Below are 21,491 nucleotides of genomic sequence, written 5' to 3' on the forward strand. Positions count from 1 at the left end.
CGTGATTGACGATCTGTCTCGTTCCCTGGCCACCACCGTGCAGCAGGCACGGGTCGCACAGGAGCTGTCCGTGAACGCGCTCGCGGAGCGGTCCGGGGTGTCCCGCGCGATGATCGGGAAGATCGAGCGCGGCGAGGCGCAGCCGACCGCCGTACTACTGGGAAAGCTTTCCGGCGCGCTGGGTATGACGCTTTCCGAGCTGGTCGCCCGCGCCGAGAACACCGGCGACCTGCTCCGCCGGGCGGCCGACCAGCCGGTGTGGACGGACCCGGTCACCGGGTACCACCGGCGTGCGGTGTCCCCGGTGACCGACGGTCCACTCGAACTGGTCGAGGTGGAGCTGCCGCCCGGTGCGTCGGTGTCGTATCCGGCCGACGCGTACATCTTCAAGTACCAGCAACTCTGGATCCTCGACGGAAACCTCCGCTTCCACGAGGGATCACAGGTTCACGACCTGCACGCCGGCGACTGCCTCCAGCTCGGCCCACCCTCGGCGACCACGTTCCACAACCCCGGCACGACGGCCTGCCGCTACTTGGTCGCGTTGGTCAAGGGCCGCGCCTGAAACCACTGCGCGAGCGCGTCCCGCAGTCCCTCCTGCTCGGCGTCCCCGTCCTGCTCGGCAGCCCACGCGACGTATCCGTCCGGCCGGATCAGGAGCGCGATCGGCCGTACGCCCTGCCCGCTCACGACCTCGACCTGGTCCGGAACAGCTGTTCCGGCGAACGCCCCGCCCGGGGTGAGGTCGACGAGCAACGGACGGCCCGACCGCATCAACTCGGCCAGCCGCACCGAGTCCACCTGCAGATCCGGCGCCCACCGTCCGACCAGCGGATGCGCGCCGGCGGCGTACCGGATGTCGGCGCCGGAGATCAGCTCGGCGATCCGCTGGACGTTTCCGGAGTCTTCCAGGAACTCGCCGAACAGTTTCCGCAGCGCGGTCACATCGTTGCCCGGAGCAATCAACGCGGACTGCGCCTGGGTGTGCATCAGCACCCGTTCGGCGACCGGCCGGCGCTCGGACTCGTACGTGTCGAGCAACCCCGGCGGCGCCCAGCCCTGCACCTCGGCCGCCACCTTCCACGCCAGGTTCACCGCATCCTGCAGCCCGAGGTTCAGCCCCTGACCGCCGATCGCGGAATGCACGTGGGCCGCGTCCCCGACCAGCAACACCCGTCCGGAACGGAAACTCGACGCCAACCGGCTGTTCCCGCCGACCAGCCGCCGCAACTGCCGTACCCCGTCACCCGTTGGCTCGGCCAACGGAAGATGGACACCGAGCACCCGATCCGTGCTCTCCTGCAGCTCCTGGAATGTCATCTCGCCGTCCGGCGGCGCGTCCCACTCGACCGTACTGATGGCAGGCAGCCGGCCCGGGAACGGCGCCCACACGAACATGCCGCGATCCGTCCGCTGGTGCAGGAACGGCGGCACCGCGCCGTACCCCGGAATGTGCAGCAGGCCGTTCCGGACGTACTCCGCGGGCACCTCCGCGCTTCCGGTCCGGGAGACCGTCGTGTCGTTCGTGACACCCGGAAAATCGATTCCGGCCAGCTTCCGGGTCACGCTGTGCCCGCCGTCCGCACCGATCAGGTACTTCGTCCGCAGCTCGTACTCACCGTCCGGCCCGGAAAGCGTGACCGTCACACCATCCGCGTCCTGCGTGAAGCCGATCAGCTCATGCCCGCGCCGGATCTCCGCGCCGAGTTCGAGCGCCCGCTCCTGCAGTACTTCCTCGATCCGCACCTGCGGAACCGGCAGCAGGTAGACGGGGTTCTCCTCGAGGAGATCGAGCCGCAGCGGCATCGCGCCGAACACGAAACCCGGAGCCGGCTGCGGTGCTCCCTGCGTACCGCTCAACCGTTCGTAGAGTCCACGCCGATCGAGCATCCGGACGACCTGTCCGACCAGGCCGTTCGCCCGCGGAACCGTGCTTCGTTCCGGAAGTTTCTCGAGCACGATCGGCTGTACGCCGGCCAACCGCAACTCGGCGGCCAGCATCAATCCGTTCGGGCCGGCACCCGCGATAACGACATCCGTATCCATGACACCCCTCCATGTGGGCATGACTGACCTCCCCGGCGACCTGCCAGGGGTCAAGTAATCGAGTTGGTTATTCAGAGTTGGTTATTCGGGGACCGGCAGGCCGGCTTCGATCTGGTCGAGCGCCGACGAGAGCAGCTCGGCGACCGACCGCGGCGGATCTGCCCGCATCCATTCGTTCATCACGACCGACCGGGCCGCACCGATCACCTCGGCGACGAGCCGCGGGTACATCCCGGACGTCCCGGTGCGATCGGCGATCGCCGCGGTGAGCTCTTCACCGGCCCGGGTATACGCACGGACGATCGCGCCCTGCAGTGCGGGCTCGGTCATCATCAACCGGATCCCCGCGAGCCACTTGTCGTCCGGTGCCAGCGGCTTGGCGTGGCCCTCCTCGCCGAGCGCGAAATGCTTCTCGACCGCGGCACGGATCGCCACCCACAACGGCTCCTCGGCCGGGCGCGCCCGCAGCTCCTCGGCGATCCGCAGGCTGCGGTCCACCTCGCGCGCGGCGATCGCGTCCGCCTTGCTGTCGAAGTAGTTGCGGAACGTCCGCAGCGAGACCCCGGCCTCGGCGGCGATGTCCTCGATCCGCACGTTGCCGTACCCGCGCTCGACGGCGAGCCGGACCGCCGCCCAGCTCAACGCGATCCGCGTCTCCTGCTTCTTCCGCTCCCGCAAACCCTCGGCCATGTCTCGAAGGTAGCAGAAATTGCCCAAAGAGCAAAGATGCCTTTTAGGCAATTTTCTGCAAGTGGGCAGACGCGGGAGCCGGCCATGGTTGGGTTAGGACATGACGGTCTCGCCGCTGGTCTGGGTGCTGACGCTGGCGGCGATCGCCGGCCTGCTGCTGTTCGACTACTTCTTCCACGTCCGCTCGGCGCACGTACCGACCTTGCGCGAGGCCGCCGTCTGGTCGGCGGTGTACGTCGGGATCGCGATCCTGTTCGGGCTCGGCACGCTGGTGCTCGGCGGGAGCCAGATGGGCTCGGAGTACTTCGCCGGGTACATCACCGAGAAAGCGCTGTCGGTGGACAACCTGTTCGTGTTCCTGATCATCATGACCGGTTTCCGGGTGCCCCGGGAGAACCAGCAGAAGGTGCTGCTGGTCGGGATCGTGGTCAGCCTGATCGCCCGGGCCGCGTTCATCTTCGTCGGTTCCGCGTTGCTGCACACGTTTTCCTGGGTGTTCTACCTGTTCGGGATCGCGCTGCTGCTGACCGCCGGGAACATGCTCAAGCCGGAGACCGAGGAGTCCCACCACGCGCAGAACCTGGTCGTCCGGCTGGCCCGCCGGCTGTTCCGGACCTCCGAGGAGTACGACGGGGACCGGCTGACCACCCGAGTCGACGGGCGGCGGATGCTGACCCCGATGCTGCTGGTGATGGTCGCGATCGGCGCCACCGACCTGATGTTCGCGCTGGACTCGATCCCGGCGATCTTCGGCCTGACGCAGAACGTGTACGTCGTGTTCACCGCGACCGCGTTCAGCCTGCTCGGTCTGCGGCAGCTGTTCTTCCTGCTGGACGGGCTGCTCGACCGGCTGATCTACCTGTCGTTCGGGCTCGCAGCGATCCTGGTCCTGATCGGCGCGAAGCTGATCCTGCACGCGCTGCACGAGAACAACCTGCCGTTCGTGAACGACGGCGAACACGTCGAGGTCGGCGAGATCAGTACCGGCCTCTCGCTGGCCGTGATCCTGGTGGTGCTGGTGATCACGATCTTCGCGTCCCTGTTCAGCACGCGCGGGCGGACGCAGACCGCGATGGCCCACATCCGCCGGGACGCCACCGCGTACCTGGACCCCGAGTACACCGACGACCCGGCGGAGCGGGAGCGCGTGTTCCAGCGGTTGCTGCGCGCCCGCGACCACATCACCGAGCTCGGCCCGAAGGCCAAGCAGCACGTGCTGAACGAGGCCGACCTGATGGAGCTGTGCCGCCAGGTCGGCGACGCCCACGCCGCCGCCCACTCCGACCACGTCATCCGGCCCCGACTCTGAGCACCCACCAACCACCGCACGCCCGACGAGACGGTTGACCGGTGCTCAAAGCCAGCGGTTGACCGCTACACCCGTGGCAGCCAGACGCGCATGGCGCCGATCTGCCGGTTCGCCCAGGCGTAGTACGGAACCGCCACCACCTCGACCTCGTCGCCGACCGAGTCACCCGCCTCCGGGGTGAACGACCACCCGTCGCGATGCCCAGTGCCGGCACGTCCGCGGGCCAACAGCACCGTCACCCCGTCCAGCACCTCGGCGACCTGAGGTACAACCGGTGCCTCAGGCAACAAATGCAGGTCGTCGACGTTCGCGGCGTTGTCCTCCTGCTCGACGGCGTACACCAGCGGACCGCGTTCCAGCGCGACACACCCGCGTACGGCATCGATCCGCGGGTCCGCACCCACCACGCGCGGTTCGAGTGGCAGAACGAGTTCGATCTCGGTCCCCTCGGCCCGCGCGTATCCACCCGCGTCCACCGGACGTCCATTGACAGTTGCACCCTCCGCCCATCCAGGAATGCGCAGTTCGACGGCGGTCGGCGCAGATGCCGTGACGCGGACCGTGCCGTCCCACGGGTAGTTGGTCTCGACCGTCAGCTCGATCTCGCCGGACTTGATCACGCCGGTGGCGTACTGGTGGAGCTGGATGGCGTCGTCGGTAGTGGTCGCCAGGTAGCCGTCGAGGCTGGCCAGGGTGCGCATGATGTTCGGCGGGCAGCACGCGCAGTCGAACCAGCCGCGCCGTCCGTGCGCCGGGCTGCGCCCCTCGTCCGGGTGCGCCGCCCCGCGCAATTGCAGCGGGTTGACGTAGAAGTATTCCGTTCCGGACAGCGAGACCCCGGCCAGGAAACCGTTGTACAGCATCCGCTCGATCGCGTCGCCGTACACCGCTTCGCCGGTCGCGAGCAGCATCCGCCAGGCCCACTGGATGCCACCGATCGCGGCACACGTTTCCGCGTACGCACGGTCCGTCGGCAACTCGTACTCGTCGCCGAACGCCTCACCGTCCCAGCGCGCACCCAGCCCGCCGGTGACGTACGTCTTCGTGGACCACATGTGGTCGAACTGCACCTTCAACGCGTCGAGCAGCTCGGTGTCGCCGGTCTCGAGCGCGACGTCGGCAGCACCCGCGGCCAGGTAGACCGCGCGGACCGCGTGCCCCTCGACACTGGTCGCCTCGCGGACCGGGACCCGGTCGGAGAAGTACGCCGGGGAATGCCCGTGCCGCTCGATGATCCCGTGCCCGCGGGCGTCGACGAACCACTTCGCGAGGTCCAGGTACGCCGCCGTACCGGTTTCCCGGTACAGCTCGACGAGCGCCATCTCGATCACCGGGTGGCCGTCGACGTCGACCGTCTTGCCGTCGCCGAAGGTCGCGTGCAGGTGGTCGGCGAGCTTGATCGCCACGTCGAGGAGCGCCCGGTCGCCGGTGCAGCGGACCTGCGCGACGGCGGCCTGGATCAGGTGGCCGGCGCAGTAGTGCTCGTGGCTCCAGACGAGTTGCCGGTAGCGGCCCTCGTCGCCGTACCGGAGCTGGACGACCGAGTCGAGGTAGCCGTCCTCGCGCTGCGCGGCGGCGACCACCGCGGTCAGGTCGCGGATCCGCTTCAGCAAGTCGTCGTCGGGGTTGCGGCCGTACTCCCAGGCGGCGGCCTCGAGCCACTTGTAGACGTCGGAGTCGGCGAACACCGGGCCGATCGCCTCGCCTTCGCCGATCCCGGCCGCGAGCCGGAGGTTCTGCAGGTTGCCGGCCTTCTCGAGCTGGTCCTGGCCGCCGGGGATCGCGTCGGCGCCGTTCCGCGCCTGCCGCGGCGCCCAGAAACCGCCGGTGACGGTGGCCTGACCGAGTCCGAGGGGGTGCCGGCGGCCCTTCGTGGTGGCGGCCGGGCTACGAGAGGTCATAGGGCGTGGCTCCTGGGTTTAGGAAATTCGGAACACGTTTTCCTGCACGAAGGTAGGTACCTCTGAGCTCCAGGTCAACACAGCTGAGCGACGGGTCCGGTCCTCGGATGGTCATCCGTTCGTCCGCCGCTGGTTGCCGAAGACCCTCTAGATTGATCCAGGTGCTGCGCAAGTTCGTGATCGGCGTGGCGGTGATTGCCACGGTGGTGGCTGGGGTGGGCACCGCGCGTCTGGTCCTTCCGTGGACCGATCCCACCCGTGGCGTGCTGAAGCAGCTGGCGTTCCTCCGTACGGAAATCGAGGGCGGCGCGGATCGGAACGCGCAGAAACAGTTTCCGGAAGGGTATTTCTTCCTGAACGTGCTGTACGGGCTGACCTGGGTCCAGGTCGGAACCGCGGATCCGGCGCACGCCGTCGACGCGACCGCGGAGGTGCGGTGGGCACTCGACCGGATCGCCTCGCCGGACGGGACCGCGCCGTTCGACGCGGCGCTGCAGCCGGAGTACGGGATCTTTTACGCGGGCTGGACCAACTGGCTCCGCGGCGGGCTGATCGCGCTCGGGCAGGCGGACGCAGCGGACCGGTCGCGGTTCACCAGCGATTCGGTAGCGATCGCCACCGCTTTCCGGACGGCGACGACACCCTTCCTGCCGGCGTATCCGGACCAGGCCTGGCCGGTCGACTCGGTGGTCGCGATCGCGTCGCTGCGGTTGTACGACGCGATGGTCGCGCCACGCTTCGGGCAGGTCGCGCGGAACTGGGTGACCGCCGCGAAGTCGCGGCTCGACCCGGCGACCGGGCTGCTGCCGCACCAGACGTCACCACAGCTGTCGGGTGCGCGCGGTTCGTCGCAGGCGATGATCCAGCGTTTCCTGGTCGACGTCGATCCGACGTTCGCGCGTTCGCAGTACGAGGTGTTCAAGGACAAGTTCGTCACCGGGCTCGGCGTTCGCGAGTACCCGAAGGGAGCCAGTGGGAAGGGTGACGTCGACTCCGGGCCGCTGGTTTTCGGAACGAGCCTGTCCGCAACCGTGGTCGGGATGGGCGCGGCGCGGGCGCAGCACGACCCGCTCGCGGATCGGCTGTCGCGGACCGGCGAGCTGGTCGGGCTACCGTTCAGCGGGCTGAAGACGAAGCGGTACCTGTTCGGTGCGGTGCCGATCGGGGACGCGTTCCTGGCGTGGTCGACGTCGGCCCGCCCGCTGGTCGCTACCGGCGAGCCGAAGCTCGACGGCTCGCCCGGCTGGTGGCGTCTCCCCTGGCTCCTGGCTCTCTGGCTGCCACCGCTACTGCTGTGGGGCGGCCTTCGTCTCAAGCACCGCGGCCGAAGACGCAAACGAACGTAAGGTGGGGGTGTGCAACGGATCTCGTCGCGGAACGCTCGGTTCCAGGTGTGGCAGGCGTCGCTGACCAATCGGACCAAGCGACAGCGGTCCGGCGAGTTCCTGGTCCAGGGTGTGCGCCCGATTTCAGTTGCCGTTGACAACGATTGGCCGGTGCGGACCGTCATTCACGACGCGTCGCGGCCGTTGTCCCGCTGGGCCTCGGAACTCCTGCAACGGCTGCCACACGTCGAACGGGTCGCGATGGCGCCCGAGCTGCTCGCCGAGCTCGGCGAGAAGGACGACCCGGAGCTGATCGCCGTACTCGAACTGCCGCCCGACGACCTGGAGCGGATCAAGGTCGGGCCGAAGTTCCTCGGCGTGGTGTTCGATCGGCCGACCGGGCCGGGGAACATCGGGTCGATCATCCGGTCCGCCGACGCGTTCGGCGCCGACGGGGTGATCGTGACCGGGCATGCCGCCGACGTGTACGACCCGAAGGCAGTGCGCGCGACGACGGGGTCTCTCTTTGCCCTTCCCGCAGTCCGGATGCCGTCGCACCGCGAGGTCCTCGAGTGGGTACGCCGTACGCCGGTCGTCGTGGTCGGCACCGACGAGCACGGGACGACGGACATCTACGACTTCGACTTCACGCAGCCTGTCCTGCTGCTGATCGGCAACGAGACGGCCGGTCTGAGTACGGCGTGGAAGGAGGCGGCCGACCACCTCGTACGGATCCCGATCACCGGGTCGGCCAGCTCCCTCAACGCCGCGAACGCCGCAACGGCCGCACTCTACGAGATCTCGCGGCAGCGCTCACGCCGTGCAGAGTAGTTCGCCGTGCAGGATCGAGATGAACGCGTCCGGGGTTTCCGTCCAGGTCCGCCAGGCCCGGGAAATCGCGTCGAGAGTTTCCTCCGGTACGCCGGAAGCGCGGGCCTGATCCGCGAGCGCTGACTTGAGAATGCGGTCCGCCCACATGCCGCCCCAGAACGCGCGGTCCTCCGGATTGGTGAACGACCAGGTCGACGTGGTCACCTCGGCCTGTTCGAAGCCGGCGGCCTGTGCCCACGACAGCAAGCGCCGGCCGGCGTCCGGCTCGCCCTTGTTGGCGCGGGCCATCCGCTGGTAGAGGTCCATCCATTCGTCCAGCTCCGGCAACTCCGGGTACCAGACGAAGCCGTGGTAGTCCGAGTCGCGGACCGCGACGAGCCCGCCCGGCTTGCAGACGCGGCGCATCTCCCGCAGCGCCTGCACCGGATCGGCCACGTGCTGCAGCACCTGGTGGGCGTGGACGACGTCGTACGTGTCGTCAGGCAGGTCCAGCGCGTGCACGTCGCCGACCACGAACTCCACGTCGGCATCCACGTTTTCGAAGGCCTTGCGGGTGATGTCCAGCGCGGCGGCGTCGGCCTCGAGCGCGGTCGTCCGGCCGGGCGCGACCAGCCGGGCGAGGTCGGCGGTGATGGTCCCGGGACCGGCGCCGACGTCGAGCAGCGACATCCCCGGCCGCAGCTGCGGCAGCAGGTATCCGGCCGAATTCTCCGCGGTCCGCCAGCGGTGCGACCGCAGCACCGACTCGTGATGGCCGTGCGTGTACACGTTGTTCATCCCAGGCTCCTTTGCCCTCGCCAACGGTTTCCACGCTAGCGCAGAGTCTTGATAAATGAGACATATCGTCTCGCTATGCGGTCCGATGGACATGACCGGATATGGCCAGACCGGGGTGCGGCCGGCGCGCGAACCTTGACGTACTGCAAGAACCGTCAAGGAGGAAAGTGATGCTGGCAAAGGTGTTTCCGATCAAGCTGAAGGACGGCAACCAGGCCGCCGCGGAGGCGATCGTGCAGGAGTTCGCGCCGAAGGGACCGGAGGCCGAGGAGGGGACGCTGTCGTTCCGCGTGTACCGGGACCCGGCGCAGCCCGACTACCTGTTGTTCGTCGAGCACTTCGCGGACCATGCGGCGTACGACGCGCACACCGGGTCGGCGGCGTACCAGGAACTGATCGCGGGGCGGTTCGCCGACCTGATCGTCGAGTTCGTCGAGATCGACCACGAACTGCTGGTCAGCCTGTGAACGACCTGGCGCGGCGGCTGCGCGAACTCCACCAGCAGCCGCCGCTGGTGCTCCCGAACGCGTGGGACGCCGGCTCGGCCCGGGCGATCGAGGCTGGTGGCGCACGGGCGATCGCGACCACCAGCGCCGGGGTTGCCTGGGCGCAGGGAGTCGACGATGCCGGTGGGCTGGATCGACAGGCGGCGGTCGCCGCGGTGCGGGCGATCTGCGCCGCGGTGTCGGTGCCGGTGACCGCGGATGTCGAGGCCGGGTACGGCGACGTCGCGCGGACTGTGCAGGAGGTCGTCGAAGCGGGTGCCGTCGGGGTGAACCTCGAGGACAGTACGGCGCGGGTGCTCGACGATCCCGAGGTGCATGCCGAGCGGATCCGGGCCGCGCGGTCCGCTGGTGGGGCCGAATTGGTGATCAACGCGCGTACGGACACGTACCTGTTCGGCGACAAAACCGGCACGATCGAACGGGCGAAGGTGTACGCCGACGCCGGCGCGGACGTGCTCTTCGTTCCGGGCGTGGTCGACCTGTCGGCAATCGCCGACCTGGTGATGCAGTCGCCACTCCCCCTGAACGTGATGGTCGGCCCGGGCGCACCGTCCGTCCGCGAACTCGCCGAGGTCGGCGTGGTGCGGATCAGCCTGGGGCCGGCGGTCACCAGCGCCGCCTACGCGCTGGCAACCGCAGCCACCCGTGAACTCCTCACCACCGGCACCTACGAGCAGCTGACCAACCACTGACCGACTTCGGGTAGCTACGCGGGGATGAGTTGGTGGTACGTGGTGGCCAGGGAGCGCCAGGGGTGGAGGTGGTTGGCGGGGGTGGGGAGCGGCCAGGCGTCGCGGGCGCCCAGTCGTAGGGCGATCTCTTGGGCGGCGGGCGGGCTCGTGACGGTTTCCAGGGACCGGACGAGCTCGGCCGCGTCCTCGCCCACCTCCAGGATGATGTTGCCGTTGGCAACCTCAACCGCCAAGGGCGCCACCAGTTCTGCGGAGGTGAGCGCCTCCGGGCCGGGGAACAGGTGGGTCAGGCCGTGGCCGAGACCTGGCACTGGCAGACCGTAGACCTCGACGAGTTTGCGGAGCGCATCGTCGGCGTCGACCCGCGGTAGTTGGTCTCGTACGACGGCTTGTACGGCGATCTCGAACGGACCCCAGGCGCCGGGGATCCGGACCCCGGGTCGTGCCGCCACCAGCGGACCGAAGGTCGGATCCGCGGCCAGCCGCGCCCGGGCGAGCACCGGCTCGCAGTCGAGGCCGACCAGGCGCGCCGCCCGGTCGACGACGTGGATCACGCCCTCCCAGAACGGCAGGTGGGCGCGCAGCAGCAGGTAGTCGTCCCCGCCCGGACCGATCTCCAGCATCCCCGCTTCCCCGTCGAGTGAGATCGTCCGCCGGTACACGCCGTCGTGGACCGCCTCGACACCAGGAATCGCCCGCTCCGCGAGGAATGCGCACATCGCGTCCCAGTCGTACGGCGGTGTGTACGGCAATCGCAACACCAGACCGCCGTCCGCCACCAGCCGGTCGCTCCGGCGCCGGCGTTCACGCAGCTCCCGCGGTGACGCGCGGAAGATCTCCCGGATCGCCCGGTTGAACTGCCGCAGGCTGCCGAACCCGGACGCGAACGCGATCTCCGCGATCCCGAGATCGGAATCGTCCAGCAACCGCCGCGCGAAATGCGCCCGCCGCGACCGGGCGAACTGGTCCGGGGTGACGCCGAGGTGCTCGTGGAACATCCGGCGCAGATGCCGCGCCGACATCCCGAGCCGCGCACCGAGCGCCTCCTCACCGGACTCGTCCAGCAGCCCGGTGATGATCAACTGGACCGCCCGGCAGACCAGCTCGGGCGCCTCGTCCGCGACCGTCCCGGCGACCCGGTACGGACGGCAGCGCAGGCAGGCGCGATACCCGGCGGCTTCCGCGGCGGCGGGCAGCTCGAAGGTACTCACGTTCTCCGCGAGCGGCTTCGCGCCACAGCCGGGCCGGCAGTAGATGCCGGTCGTCCGAACCGCCGAATAGGTCGTCACACCGGGCACCCTAGACCGGCCCACCGACAGTTCCTGACACGCGCTTTACACCGGCCACGCGCGGTCGCGACTAAGGTACAGCGAGTGCAGTCGAAACCGATGCTGGTCGTGGTGAGTGGTCCGCCTGGGACGGGGAAGACGACGCTGGCGCACCGGATCGCGACCGCGATCGGCTGTCCGGCGATCTGCCGCGACGAGATCAAGGAAGGGATGGCGCACGCGACCCCGGGTTTCGTACCGGGGCCTGGCGATCCGCTGACGATGCGGACGCTGTCGACGTTCTTCGACGTGATCGGTCTGCTCGTCGGGCGTGGTACGTCGGTGGTCGCGGAGGCCGCGTTCCAGGACCGGCTGTGGACGCCGGGGCTGAGCCCGCTGCTCGGCCGGACCGAGGTGCGGATCGTGCACTGTACGACGTCCGCCGAGGTCGCGCTCGCCCGGATCACGGCCCGTTCCGGCGACGACCCTCGACGGGCGGCGCACGAGGACGCACAGATCAGTCCCGAGGCGCGCATCCGTACCCACAACGCCTTCCAGCCCGTGGATCTACCGGTTCCGAGCCTCACCGTCGACACCACCGAAGCGCCGGAACTGGACGCGATCATGAGGTTCCTGTCGCGCTGATGACAGGTACCCCCGCGGACCGGGTGGCCGAGCAGAGTTCGTGAGTGCGTCAGCTGATGGCGGTGCGGACTGCCGGGGCGATTTCCTGGGACCAGCGGGTCAGCTGGGTTTCGTACGGGGTGGCGCCGCGGGGGAAGAGGGTGAAGCCGTTCGCGTTGTGGTTGAGGACGGCGTCGGTGAGTTCCTCGATCCATTGCGCGGGTGAGCCGCCGATCCAGCGGCCTTCGGCGTCGCGGGTGTGGCGGAGCGGGGTTGGGGTGATCTCGCCCGGGAAGTTGTAGATGGTTGCGACGTCGGACGGTTTGCGGCCGACGGACAGCGCGGCCTCGTCGATGATCGGGCGGGACCAGCGGTACTTGTCGCTCAGCCAATCGGCGGCGTGGCCGGGGATCCAGCCGTCGGCGTTCCGGCCGGTCGCAGCCAGCGACTTCGGGCCGTTCGAGCCGGTCCAGATCGGCGGGGCGGGTACGGCGGCGGGACGGAGCTTGCCGATCGGGTAGTGCTTGGTCGGTACGGGCGTACCACCGTCCGACAGCGCGTGCACGAGCTGCATCGCCTCCTCGAACGCCTCGACCGCTTCGGCGGGGCGGAGTTCCGGGACGCCCATCGTGGTGATCCGGTCCCAGGCGCCGCCGGCTCCGAGGCCGAGGACGAACCGTCCGCCGGACAGCGCCGCCAGCGAGGTCGCCGTTCGGGCGAGCACCGGAGCGGGGCGCAGCGGCAGGTTGGTGACGTTGACGAACGCGGACAGCCGCTCGGTGCGTCCGAGCAGGAACGCGATCGCGGCGTATCCGTCGAGCATGTCCGGGACGTACGGGTGGTCGGCGAGGCTGACGTGGTCGAGGCCGTCGCGGTCGGCCTGCTGCGCGAGCCGGACGATCGCGGCCACGTCCCGGACCGAGTCCGGCGATCCGTATCCGAACCGCACGTTCATGTCGACTCCTTCAGATAGTTCGGTGTTCTAACTAGTTGTACCACGAATGCTTCGAAGCACAAACTATTAGCCCAGCGGACTATCATGGGGGCATGGTGACGACGACGGCTGCCCGGGACACCGACCTCGCGAGCGCGCTGGTGCAGGCGATGCACCGGCTGCAGGACGTCCACGCCGAGACCAGCCGCCCGCTCGGCCTGACCCCGCAGCAGGCCCATCTGCTCTGCGTCCTGATCGCCGGACCGGAGGGCATGACCGACCTGAGCCGCATCCTGAGCATCGAACGCTCGAGCCTCACCAGCATGGTCGACCGGCTCGAACGCCGCTCGCTGGTCGCCCGCATCCCCAGCCCCGGCGACCGCCGCGCCTGCCGCATCGAACTGACCCCCGACGGCCTGGCCCTCGCCCATCAGGCCCACGACGCCGTGGTGGACCGCATCAGCGCCTTGACCGCCCACCTCCCGGCCACCACCCGCCGGGCCGTCACCACAGCCTTGCAATCCATCACCGGATGACGATCCGGCGGTGTCGCCGGGGAGTGGTGGTCAGGCTCGGCGGGGGCGGTGCAGGGTGAAGGATTCGAATTCGCGCAAGTCGCCGCCGGGGCCCAGTACGTCGTAGTACTTGACCTGCATGGTGGTGTGGCCGCCGGGGTGGCCGGGGTCGACGGTGAAGGCCGCGAAGCCGTACGGGTGGGCGGCGTTGCGGCTGGCTGACCAGGGGGCCGGTTCCTTGACGTAGACCGGCGGGCGTTTTCCGGTCGTCGGATCGGGTGCGCCGACGGACGTGATCACGCGGCAGGCCGGCGGGTTGAAGAGGACGCCGTTCGAGCCGACCGACGTACCGCCGCCACCGATCACCATATGCACGGTGCCCTTGGACGTGTCCACAAGGTCGGTGCGGGTTGCGGCCGGTATCGGCGTCAGCGTCGGGTTCGGCTGCTGGCCGCGGATCGGGTGTGAGCGCTCGTAGTGGTGCTCGTGCCCGCACACCACCAGATCGACACCGTACTCGTCGAACAGCGGCACCCATTCCTGCCGGATGCCGAGGTCCGCGCCGTTGGCCTGGTCCGCGCTGCTCACCACGACCTGGTGCATGCAGACCACGATCCAGTCGATGTCACGGTTCGCCCGGGTCGCCTTCAGTTCCTGCTCGAGCCAGGCCTTCTGCGCACCGCCGGAGTACCCGCGGACGTAGCTGTTGCCGCCGTCCTGGTAGCAGACGTCGTCGTTGGCCAGGCTGATCACCCGCACCGAGCCGACGGTGAACGCGTACCAGAGGCCGCGCGTCACGTCGGTCTGCCCGTCCTGCTTGGGCAGCGCGAAGTACGTCTGGTACGCCTCGTACCCGATCGGCCCGTTTCCGAGCTCGTTCTCGTGGTTTCCGGCCGACGGCATCCACGGCCGGTTCCGCGCGCTCCGGCTGTTGTTCTCCCAGAAGTCGTTCCAGGTCCGGACTCGGTCCTCGGCGAGGTTCGCATAGCAGAGGTCCCCGTTGAACAGGTGGAACAGCGGACGCACCCGCTCCACCCCGGCGGTCACGTCACCGGCCGCGGGCGAGCCGAGGTTGTCGTTCACGAACGGCGGGTTCGGGATCGTCACGCCGGCGGGCGGCACGTACCGCTTGCCCAGCGTCGGCGTGCCCTGGTCCCCGAAACTCGTGAAGGTAAAGGCGGAACGGCCTTTCGGCGCCGTTCGGAACGTTCCGAACACGGTTTCCGCACCGTCGTGCACGGCGGCGTAGACGTACTCGCCGGCCGGTCGCAGCCGGCTGATCCGTGCGTGCTGGACGTAGACGACCTGTCCCGACTTGGCGTCGGTGTAGCTCGTGGCCACCGCGGAGACGGTCCGCTCGAACTCCCCGTCCGGCGAACCGAGCAGCACGCGCGGACGCCGTACGGGCTGGCGGGTGTGCCAGGAAACCACGACCTCCGTGGATGCGTCAGCGCCGAACTGCAGGTGCAGCCCGCCGACCCGCGGCGTGGTGACCGGATCGGCAACCGGCAACTGGCCCGGAGCGGCCTGTGCAGAACCGGCCTGGGCGGAACCCGTCGTGGCGAGCAGCGACCCACCGGTCACAACCGTTGCAGACGCGAGAAACCCACGCCGTGAGAAGTGCGACTCGAACAGCTCTTCGTCATCGATCACAGGTCCACGCTGGGCGCCCGAGGTGACGCCCAAGCCAATTCGCTACCGCCTACCGCCGAACTCCCAGGGATGTACTTCGGCATCCTCGGCCTGCAGCAGTGTCCGCGCAGCCTCCGCGGACGGCGCCTCCACCAACCCGGCTCGCCCGACGTGGCCCAAGCCGTCGTACAGATCGCCGTACACGATCAGGTGCTCGGACGACAACGGCCGGGCAGCGTCCTTCGTGAGCACGAGGAAACGCTCGTACCCGTCGACCGCCGTGGCGAACTCCCACATGGTCCGGCCGGTCAGGTTGTCGAACCGGTACACCTCGACGGACGCGAACGCCCCGCCGAGGTAGTACGGCTCGTCGTACACGAACGTCTGCAGTGCCTCCGACGACGGCAGGTCGACGATGTGCAGGCTGCCCGTCGGGCCTTCGCGATCCGGTGTGAGGGTCGGGCCGCGGGCGATCAGCTCCGCGGCGTACCCGTCCATGAAGGCCCAGTGCTCCTCGGTCAACCGGACCTTCACTTCCAGGCTCCCGGCCGCGTCGCGACCGTAGACGAAGTACTGCGTCACGAGGCCAGGTGCAGACGCAGGATCGTGTCGTAGTCGACGACCTCGACCCCGGCGGCCGGGCTCACCGTCTCCTGCGACGGGACGATCAGCAGCAGCCGCGGATCGGTGACCTCGACGTCGTACTTCGACTTCACCTGCGACCGGTTGTCCTCGGCCGTCAAGTACTCCGCGTACTTCGCGAGCTCGGCCGCGCTGTCCTGCACCGGCCGGCGGAACACCCGGCGCCGCTTCTTGCCGTTGGCCGTGTCAACGACCGGGAGCTCGAGCCGCCCGACGACGTGGCTGCCGTCCGCGCGCTCGAGGATGAAGTCCGGGTGCAGGTCGCCGAGGGCCGGCTCGCGGACCAGCTTGGTCGCACCGAACGCGGACAGCAGGATCTCCTCGTGCTTGTCGAGGAACCCGTCCACGGTCGAGTCCTGCACACCGTGCGCGAGGTACGTGCTCTCGAACGGGTCGGCCTTCAGTACGGCAGGGTCGACCGGCAGGCTGACCGTACCGATCGGGTCGAGGTGCGGGCGGGCGTTCGAGTACGACTGCAGGAAGTCGAGGTACTTGTCGGCCGGCTCCGAGCGGTGGATCGCGATCGCGAAGTTCACCCAATGCGCCCGCAGCGAGTCGCCCGCGGTGTGCACGAGCAGCGTCCGGTCGAACGTCGAGTAGTTGCCCGGCGCGAACTTCAGCAGCTCCTCCCCCGGGCCGACGTACGCCTCGCCGATCAGGTTCGCGGCGGCTGGGAACCGCTCGGTGAGCGCCTGGCGCCCCGCCGTCGTCGCAATCGTCGCGTCCTTGAACAGGTTCTCGCCCGGCAGCGTCATCACCGCGTCGCCGTCACCGACTCCGAAGTACTCCTCGACGCTGCCCAGCTTCTGCCGCCGGACCTCGAGCGTCCGGTACTCCCGGCTCAGCCCGACGAGCTCGAGGATGTTCCAGTCCGGCGTCTCGGTCAGCACCATCATCCGCGGGAACAGCATCGGCCCCGGCAGCTCCGTCCGGTGGCTGACCGGCAGGTGCCCGGCGACCCCCTTCAGGTGCTCCCCCCAGAACTGGCTGTTCACCTTCACGAATTCGGTGGGTTTCATCGTTCTCCTCGCTCAGACACGCTCGAACATGCTCAGACACTCCGGTTCAGGTTCCAACTCCCGCCCGTTCCGACCCTATTCCCCGGCCAGCATTCCCGGTCAGCATGCCCGGTCAGCGCAGGGCGATCAACGAGTCCCGGCCGGCGACCAGGACCAGGTTCCCGGCCGCGAACGCGCCGTCGCACCGAACCTCCCCACCGAGGTCGAAGTGTTCGGGAGCGGCGCCTTCGGTGAGCTTCACGATCCAGCAGTGCCGCTCGCTGTGCCAACCCATCGCGATCACCCGGCCGTCGGTCGTGACGGCGATCCCGGACTGCCACGGCACGCCGGCGTTCACCGTCGCCGTGGTCCGTCCGGTCGCCGGGTCGAGGAACCGGACGACGGTATCGGTCCGCGCCTGCGCGCTGGGGCAGTCCACCAGCACGATCCGCCGGCCGGTCCAGGCGATCCCTAGCGTGCAGCCCCACTTCTTCGGGAGTTCGGCGGTCCACTTGTCCGTGCCGGTACGCGGGTCGATCGCCGTCAGTTGCCGTTGATCTCTGGACAGTGTCTGGACGCCGACCATCAGGTCGCCGGCCGCCGTCAGGGTGTCGAACGAACCGTCCCGGCTCCAGCGCTGCTTACCGGTCTTCAGGTCGAGACCGACGAGCTGCGAGTTGTCACCGCAACTGCGATGCAGTGCGGCGACGACTGTCTCCGCGGCGGCGGTCGCGCTGATCGTGATGCAGCGGCCCGGTTCGTACTTCCAGCGGTCGGAGCCGTCGGTGTTCGTCCCGTACAGCTTGTCGGAGCCCTTGCTCACCGACCGCCCGGTGACCAGCGGATCGTTGTCCTCGATGTCGTCGTCGAGGTGGCCGTCGGGCCAGGTCGCCGTGCGCCGGCCGGTGTCCGCATCGAGTACGAGGTAGCCGACGTAGATGCCGTACGAGACGAGCAGCTGACGGCCGCCGTTCAACGCGTACAGGTTCGGCTGGTTGTCGGTGTCGGCGCGGGTGTAGCGCCAGCGGGTCTTGCCGGTGCCGGGGTCGACCATCTCGACGGCGCCCCGGCCACGCGCGAGCGCGATCCCGCCGGTGGTCGCGACCACGGAGTTCGACTCGAACCGGTCGCCGCGGCTCGTCCAGAGAACGTTGCCGTCGACAACAGATGTCACGTTCAGGTCCGCCGGCTGGTGGCTGGTCTCGACGTACTCGTCCGATTTGAACAGGTACGCGTTCTGGATCGGGTCGAGGACGAAGAAGGCCAACAGAAAGACCATGACCACCGCGCCGAGTGTCCCAAACCGCCGGCCGCGGTTCTTGGCGACGCCATGGGGGAACCAGGTGGCGGCAAACGCCGCGACGCCGGACACGACGAGCAGCACCGCCGTGATCATCAGGAACGGGACCCGCGGCCCGGCACCAGAGCCGGCCTGCGACGGCGGGACGTTGAGGACTATCACCACCAGTGCGACCAGACCGATCGCAGTCGGTACGACGGCAACGACGCGGCCGACTCGATCGGTACGCCGGGTCGCCCACAACACCGCGGCGAGCGACGCCGCAACCAGCGCGATCATCAGGATCGGCGGCCAGTGCGAGACCTTCTCGAGCTTTGGATACCGCCACGGCTGGCTGAACGACGCGGAGCCTCCCGTGAAGCCCGTGCCCGCGGTCAGCACAGCGAGCCATTTCAGCCCGGTGTGCTGCCAACCGCTCCACGGGCTCGGTGCCATGCCGTCGAGGAGCTCTAGTTCGCTGCTGAGGTTGGCGCGGGCGGCTTGTTCGTACCGTTCGTGGGCGAGGTCGGTGCGATAGATCCGCCCGTAGGCCAGCATGGCCCGGATTTCCTCACGTCGTACGTCGACGTCGAAGCGGCTGTCCCGCCGTACCTCGGACGCGAATGTCGCGTACTGCGGGTCCGCGAGTACTGCGTTCACCGCGTCCTGCAGGACCGCTCCGTTGGCGCCGTCGCCGCCGGCGAACCGGACCAGCCGCGCCACCTCGGCGGTCCGTACCGCGTTGACGCCGTACGTCGGCAACAGCTCCTCCGCCAGCCGCGCCGACGCCTGCGCGTCCTCGGCCGGCGTGTTGGTCGCCGAGTGCGCGGCCCGGTGGAACCACGCGGCCAGCCGTACCGCGACCGGGTCCGTCGCGAGTTGCTCGAGCGAGTCCAGGGCTTCGAGTACCGCGATCAGGTACTTGTCCCGGTAGGCGGTGCGCTTGCCGCCGTACCGGCGTACCAGATCGTCGGCAAGATCCCCTGCATCGGGGATCACGTCGCCCCACAACTCCCGTAGTCCAGGCACCCGCCGATAGTGACAGACCTTCGGCTCTCGTCGTGCCGATTCTCGGATAAAGTTAGGCTGTCCTAACTTCAAGTCTGGTGAGGGAGCGCGGTGACCGCGGAGTGGCTACGGCGTCGATCCCTGGCCGGCTGGGTGCTGGTCACTGCGGAATCCGAACGGCTGCTGTCCACCCCCGGTCTGCTGACCGTGGACGCCGAGATCCGCCCCGAGGGCAACGGCGTCTACACGCTCGACGACACGATCCGCCTGATCAAGCAGGTTGGCCCCACCCGACCCGGGGTGCAGGTGGAGTACTCCCTCGAGCCCTCGACGATCGTACTGAAACTCTCCGACCGCCTGCCTGAGTCCGAGGTCGCCCCGACGCTCGCTCGGGCCGTCGCCGAATCCATCGCCGCCCTTCATCGACCGGCCGACGACCGCGTGTTCAGCCCAGCCGGCCGGCCTGAGGTGGACGCCGTACAACGCCCCGCGGACGCCGGCCTTCGCTCCGAACTCCGCCAACGCGGCCGCGGCACCAAGCAGGACCAGAAGATCCGCGCCCTGGCCCTGACCATGGGCGTCGCCGACGGCCAACCGAACGCCGAACTCCTCCGTACCCTCCTTACCGAGGACGAACGCGCCATCCTCGACGGCGCCGCGGACCCCTCCCGCCGCCCGCTCGAGGAACGCGTCGACCAGACCGGCTACCTGGCCAAGGCGCTTGGCGGCTCCGGCGTCTCCTCGGCAGTCATCGGTACGGCGGCCGCGGTCTACGCCGGCAACCCGCTCGTCGGCCTCGGCATCACCATCCCCACGGTCGTCAACGCCGCCGTCGGCTCGTTCACCGAACGCCGCCTCGACCGCGAACGAGCAGCCGGCCGCAAACCGGCGTACACCGCCGAACGCCTCCAACGCGACCACGACCATCCCGGCCTGCGCGCGCTGCTGGACGGCGCCGAGACGCCGGCGCCGCCACGGCGAAAGATGCCGATGGCAACCGCCTGGCGCAACTACCTCCGCCGGCACGCCGTCCCGACTCTCGCCACCGCCGCGGTAGCCGGCGCGCTCACCCCGTTCGGCGTACCGGCTCTGTCCACGGCGATGGTGATCGCGTCCTCGGCGCTCGCCAAGTCTCTGGCCGATCGCCTTGTGGACAAGAAGAAACTCGAATTCCGTCTCCGCCGGATCGACGCGACCGAACGCCGGCGCCTCTCCGATCCCGGCCTCTACACCAACCAACTGGCGACCGAAATAGCCGCGCTGCAAGCCCGCTTCGCCCGAGCCCTGAACGCCTTGGCGCCGAGCCAGACCACGACGCCTCCAGCATCACCGGACGTACCAGGCTCCCCGCCGTTCACCGTCAGCCTCGCCGCCCAACTGATCGAGAACGTCTCCGGTACGGCGCGCCGCGCCCTGCTGGGCGGTCGCCGTACCGGAACCGCCGGCCCGCTCAGCCCAGAACTCCAAACCGCGCTGTCCGCCGCCGGGCCCGGACTGCTGGGTGCCCTCACCGGCGCGATGGGCGACAAGTACTTCCTCAACCGCGACGAACCGGCCCGGGACGCCTCCAAACAGTGGTCCCGGAACCATCAGGAAGCAGCCCAAGCCGCAGCCCTGGCCGAAACCGTAGAGCCCCGCCTCAAAGCCTTCCGCGAGCTGGCCGACCACCTGGAAAACCTGGCAGGCCTTCCCAATGGCCTCTCCACGCTCCCGGTAGCGACCACCCCACCCACCACGCCCCGCCCTGTGGCCCGAGCTCCCCTGTCCGCGTACGCCGTACAAACAGCCGCGGGCTCCCTAGGCGCCGTAGCAGGCGCGGTCGGCCTGGACCAACTGATCGACATCCCCACCCAGGCCATCCTCCTGACAACAGCTGGCGCCGCAGGCTCCCTGACCGCCACCCCCACCGCCCGCTACCTCTTCCGCCGCCGCGAACTCGGTGTCCACGAGGCCCTGGAAACCAACAAGGCAGTCCGCGCCGTCAACCACGCCGAACTCCTGGAATCCCGAGCCATCACCCGCTACCTGATGACCCAACTAGCCCTTCGAGCCGAAGCTGCCCTCCCCTACTCACCAGCCCCCGCATCTGAAGCCCCGCCCACCCTCCAAGCCGCAGCCGGCCAAGCCGTACGTGCCCTGGCATCCGAGCCCCCCGGCAAGCCCCTCCTGGCCGAACGCCTCATCGCCCTGGAACAGCTGACCCAAGCCGCAGACGCCGTAGACCACCACGCCCAACACGGCACTCCTGACTCCCGCGCTTACCTGCAGGACCAACTGGCCGAGGCCCTGGAACGCACCCACCAACTCTGGCGGGACTCAGGTGTACCCACCGGCCTCCCCCTGGTCGTCAACCGCCCCATGCACGACGACCTGGAGCACCTCCGCCGTCTCCTGAACACCTCATCTGGTCCCAGGACCAGCAGGCCCACCCAGCCCGTCCACTCCGCCGAGCGACTCCCCCATCGGCGCATCACCTCGTTCGGCATCGACTGAACCATCAGGCGGGTGGGCACG

At 69.1% G+C, this 21,491-nt stretch carries 19 protein-coding genes; 9 read left to right on the forward strand and 10 right to left on the reverse strand.

Features of this window, described 5'->3' with window-relative positions:
- Position 1 precedes the first annotated feature (1 nt).
- Complete coding sequence (locus tag ACZ5BU_RS05825) at positions 2–565, forward strand: helix-turn-helix domain-containing protein (RefSeq protein WP_465695828.1); 564 nt, start codon at positions 2–4, stop codon at positions 563–565.
- Here ACZ5BU_RS05825 and ACZ5BU_RS05830 read toward each other — a convergent pair.
- Together ACZ5BU_RS05830 and ACZ5BU_RS05835 are read right to left on the reverse strand one after the other, a co-directional pair.
- The gene (locus ACZ5BU_RS05830) at positions 532–2,046 is read right to left on the reverse strand and encodes an FAD-dependent monooxygenase (protein ID WP_465695829.1); all 1,515 of its coding nucleotides are present in this window, start codon (positions 2,044–2,046) and stop codon (positions 532–534) included. The genes ACZ5BU_RS05825 and ACZ5BU_RS05830 overlap by 34 nt on opposite strands.
- A gap of 81 nt (positions 2,047–2,127) precedes the next feature.
- Positions 2,128–2,736 carry a TetR/AcrR family transcriptional regulator gene (locus ACZ5BU_RS05835; RefSeq protein ID WP_465695831.1) on the reverse strand — a complete coding sequence of 203 codons (609 nt, stop codon included), beginning with the start codon at positions 2,734–2,736 and terminating at the stop codon, positions 2,128–2,130.
- Between the two features lie 100 nt (positions 2,737–2,836).
- On the opposite strand from ACZ5BU_RS05835, the gene ACZ5BU_RS05840 reads away from it, so the two are divergent.
- A complete protein-coding gene (locus tag ACZ5BU_RS05840) occupies positions 2,837–4,045 on the forward strand; it encodes a TerC family protein (protein WP_465695832.1) in 1,209 nt (402 codons plus the stop codon).
- A 65-nt stretch (positions 4,046–4,110) separates the two neighbouring features.
- Here the strand turns inward: ACZ5BU_RS05840 and ACZ5BU_RS05845 are convergent, their stop codons facing one another.
- A complete protein-coding gene (locus tag ACZ5BU_RS05845; RefSeq protein ID WP_465695834.1) occupies positions 4,111–5,946 on the reverse strand; it encodes a glycoside hydrolase family 127 protein in 1,836 nt (611 codons plus the stop codon).
- 161 nt (positions 5,947–6,107) lie between these two features.
- Between ACZ5BU_RS05845 and ACZ5BU_RS05850 the strand changes: the two genes are divergently transcribed.
- Both ACZ5BU_RS05850 and ACZ5BU_RS05855 read left to right on the forward strand, forming a co-directional pair.
- The gene (locus tag ACZ5BU_RS05850) at positions 6,108–7,292 is read left to right on the forward strand and encodes a hypothetical protein (RefSeq protein WP_465695835.1); all 1,185 of its coding nucleotides are present in this window, start codon (positions 6,108–6,110) and stop codon (positions 7,290–7,292) included.
- Between the two features lie 9 nt (positions 7,293–7,301).
- Complete coding sequence (locus tag ACZ5BU_RS05855) at positions 7,302–8,102, forward strand: TrmH family RNA methyltransferase (RefSeq protein WP_465695836.1); 801 nt, start codon at positions 7,302–7,304, stop codon at positions 8,100–8,102.
- Here the strand turns inward: ACZ5BU_RS05855 and ACZ5BU_RS05860 are convergent.
- Positions 8,085–8,879, reverse strand: a complete 795-nt coding sequence (locus tag ACZ5BU_RS05860) for a methyltransferase domain-containing protein (protein ID WP_465695838.1) — start codon at positions 8,877–8,879, stop codon at positions 8,085–8,087. The genes ACZ5BU_RS05855 and ACZ5BU_RS05860 overlap by 18 nt on opposite strands.
- Positions 8,880–9,049: 170 nt before the next feature.
- Between ACZ5BU_RS05860 and ACZ5BU_RS05865 the strand changes: the two genes are divergently transcribed.
- Positions 9,050–9,346: a putative quinol monooxygenase gene (locus tag ACZ5BU_RS05865; protein WP_465695840.1), complete on the forward strand. Its 297-nt coding sequence runs from the start codon at positions 9,050–9,052 to the stop codon at positions 9,344–9,346.
- Positions 9,343–10,077 (forward strand): isocitrate lyase/PEP mutase family protein, encoded by a 735-nt coding sequence (locus ACZ5BU_RS05870; protein ID WP_465695841.1) that lies wholly within the window; start codon positions 9,343–9,345, stop codon positions 10,075–10,077. Before ACZ5BU_RS05865 ends, ACZ5BU_RS05870 begins: the two co-directional genes overlap by 4 nt.
- Positions 10,078–10,091: 14 nt before the next feature.
- Here the strand turns inward: ACZ5BU_RS05870 and ACZ5BU_RS05875 are convergent, their stop codons facing one another.
- On the reverse strand, positions 10,092–11,366 hold the full coding sequence (locus ACZ5BU_RS05875; RefSeq protein WP_465695843.1) for an AlkA N-terminal domain-containing protein: 1,275 nt from the start codon (positions 11,364–11,366) through the stop codon (positions 10,092–10,094).
- 84 nt (positions 11,367–11,450) lie between these two features.
- Between ACZ5BU_RS05875 and ACZ5BU_RS05880 the strand changes: the two genes are divergently transcribed.
- Positions 11,451–11,990: a P-loop nucleotide/nucleoside kinase family protein gene (locus ACZ5BU_RS05880; protein WP_465695844.1), complete on the forward strand. Its 540-nt coding sequence runs from the start codon at positions 11,451–11,453 to the stop codon at positions 11,988–11,990.
- A gap of 49 nt (positions 11,991–12,039) precedes the next feature.
- Here ACZ5BU_RS05880 and ACZ5BU_RS05885 read toward each other — a convergent pair whose 3' ends face one another.
- On the reverse strand, positions 12,040–12,924 hold the full coding sequence (locus tag ACZ5BU_RS05885) for an LLM class flavin-dependent oxidoreductase (RefSeq protein ID WP_465695845.1): 885 nt from the start codon (positions 12,922–12,924) through the stop codon (positions 12,040–12,042).
- 92 nt (positions 12,925–13,016) lie between these two features.
- Here ACZ5BU_RS05885 and ACZ5BU_RS05890 point away from each other — a divergent pair, with 92 nt between their 5' ends.
- The gene (locus tag ACZ5BU_RS05890) at positions 13,017–13,439 is read left to right on the forward strand and encodes a MarR family winged helix-turn-helix transcriptional regulator (protein ID WP_465695847.1); all 423 of its coding nucleotides are present in this window, start codon (positions 13,017–13,019) and stop codon (positions 13,437–13,439) included.
- A gap of 30 nt (positions 13,440–13,469) precedes the next feature.
- Here the strand turns inward: ACZ5BU_RS05890 and ACZ5BU_RS05895 are convergent, their stop codons facing one another.
- The 4 genes from ACZ5BU_RS05895 to ACZ5BU_RS05910 all read right to left on the reverse strand — a co-directional run bounded on the left by ACZ5BU_RS05895 (position 13,470) and on the right by ACZ5BU_RS05910 (position 18,998).
- Complete coding sequence (locus tag ACZ5BU_RS05895; RefSeq protein ID WP_465695848.1) at positions 13,470–15,071, reverse strand: purple acid phosphatase family protein; 1,602 nt, start codon at positions 15,069–15,071, stop codon at positions 13,470–13,472.
- A 42-nt stretch (positions 15,072–15,113) separates the two neighbouring features.
- Entirely contained in the window at positions 15,114–15,632 is a 519-nt protein-coding gene (locus tag ACZ5BU_RS05900) for a YciI family protein (protein ID WP_465695850.1), read from the reverse strand.
- Entirely contained in the window at positions 15,629–16,711 is a 1,083-nt protein-coding gene (locus ACZ5BU_RS05905; protein ID WP_465695852.1) for a hypothetical protein, read from the reverse strand. Before ACZ5BU_RS05905 ends, ACZ5BU_RS05900 begins: the two co-directional genes overlap by 4 nt.
- A 112-nt stretch (positions 16,712–16,823) precedes the next feature.
- On the reverse strand, positions 16,824–18,998 hold the full coding sequence (locus ACZ5BU_RS05910) for an outer membrane protein assembly factor BamB family protein (RefSeq protein WP_465695855.1): 2,175 nt from the start codon (positions 18,996–18,998) through the stop codon (positions 16,824–16,826).
- A gap of 90 nt (positions 18,999–19,088) precedes the next feature.
- Here ACZ5BU_RS05910 and ACZ5BU_RS05915 point away from each other — a divergent pair, with 90 nt between their 5' ends.
- The gene (locus ACZ5BU_RS05915; RefSeq protein ID WP_465695856.1) at positions 19,089–21,470 is read left to right on the forward strand and encodes a hypothetical protein; all 2,382 of its coding nucleotides are present in this window, start codon (positions 19,089–19,091) and stop codon (positions 21,468–21,470) included.
- Positions 21,471–21,491 lie beyond the last annotated feature (21 nt).

The sequence above is a fragment of the Kribbella sp. NPDC031520 genome (assembly GCF_055580825.1).

Coding starts and splice junctions, on each gene's coding strand:
- ACZ5BU_RS05830 (WP_465695829.1), bottom strand. CDS start 2,046: ATGGATACGGATGTCGTTATCGCGGGTGCCGGCCCGAACGGATTGATG.
- ACZ5BU_RS05905 (WP_465695852.1), bottom strand. CDS start 16,711: ATGAAACCCACCGAATTCGTGAAGGTGAACAGCCAGTTCTGGGGGGAG.
- ACZ5BU_RS05890 (WP_465695847.1), top strand. CDS start 13,017: ATGGTGACGACGACGGCTGCCCGGGACACCGACCTCGCGAGCGCGCTG.
- ACZ5BU_RS05845 (WP_465695834.1), bottom strand. CDS start 5,946: ATGACCTCTCGTAGCCCGGCCGCCACCACGAAGGGCCGCCGGCACCCC.
- ACZ5BU_RS05840 (WP_465695832.1), top strand. CDS start 2,837: ATGACGGTCTCGCCGCTGGTCTGGGTGCTGACGCTGGCGGCGATCGCC.
- ACZ5BU_RS05835 (WP_465695831.1), bottom strand. CDS start 2,736: ATGGCCGAGGGTTTGCGGGAGCGGAAGAAGCAGGAGACGCGGATCGCG.
- ACZ5BU_RS05860 (WP_465695838.1), bottom strand. CDS start 8,879: ATGAACAACGTGTACACGCACGGCCATCACGAGTCGGTGCTGCGGTCG.
- ACZ5BU_RS05865 (WP_465695840.1), top strand. CDS start 9,050: ATGCTGGCAAAGGTGTTTCCGATCAAGCTGAAGGACGGCAACCAGGCC.
- ACZ5BU_RS05885 (WP_465695845.1), bottom strand. CDS start 12,924: ATGAACGTGCGGTTCGGATACGGATCGCCGGACTCGGTCCGGGACGTG.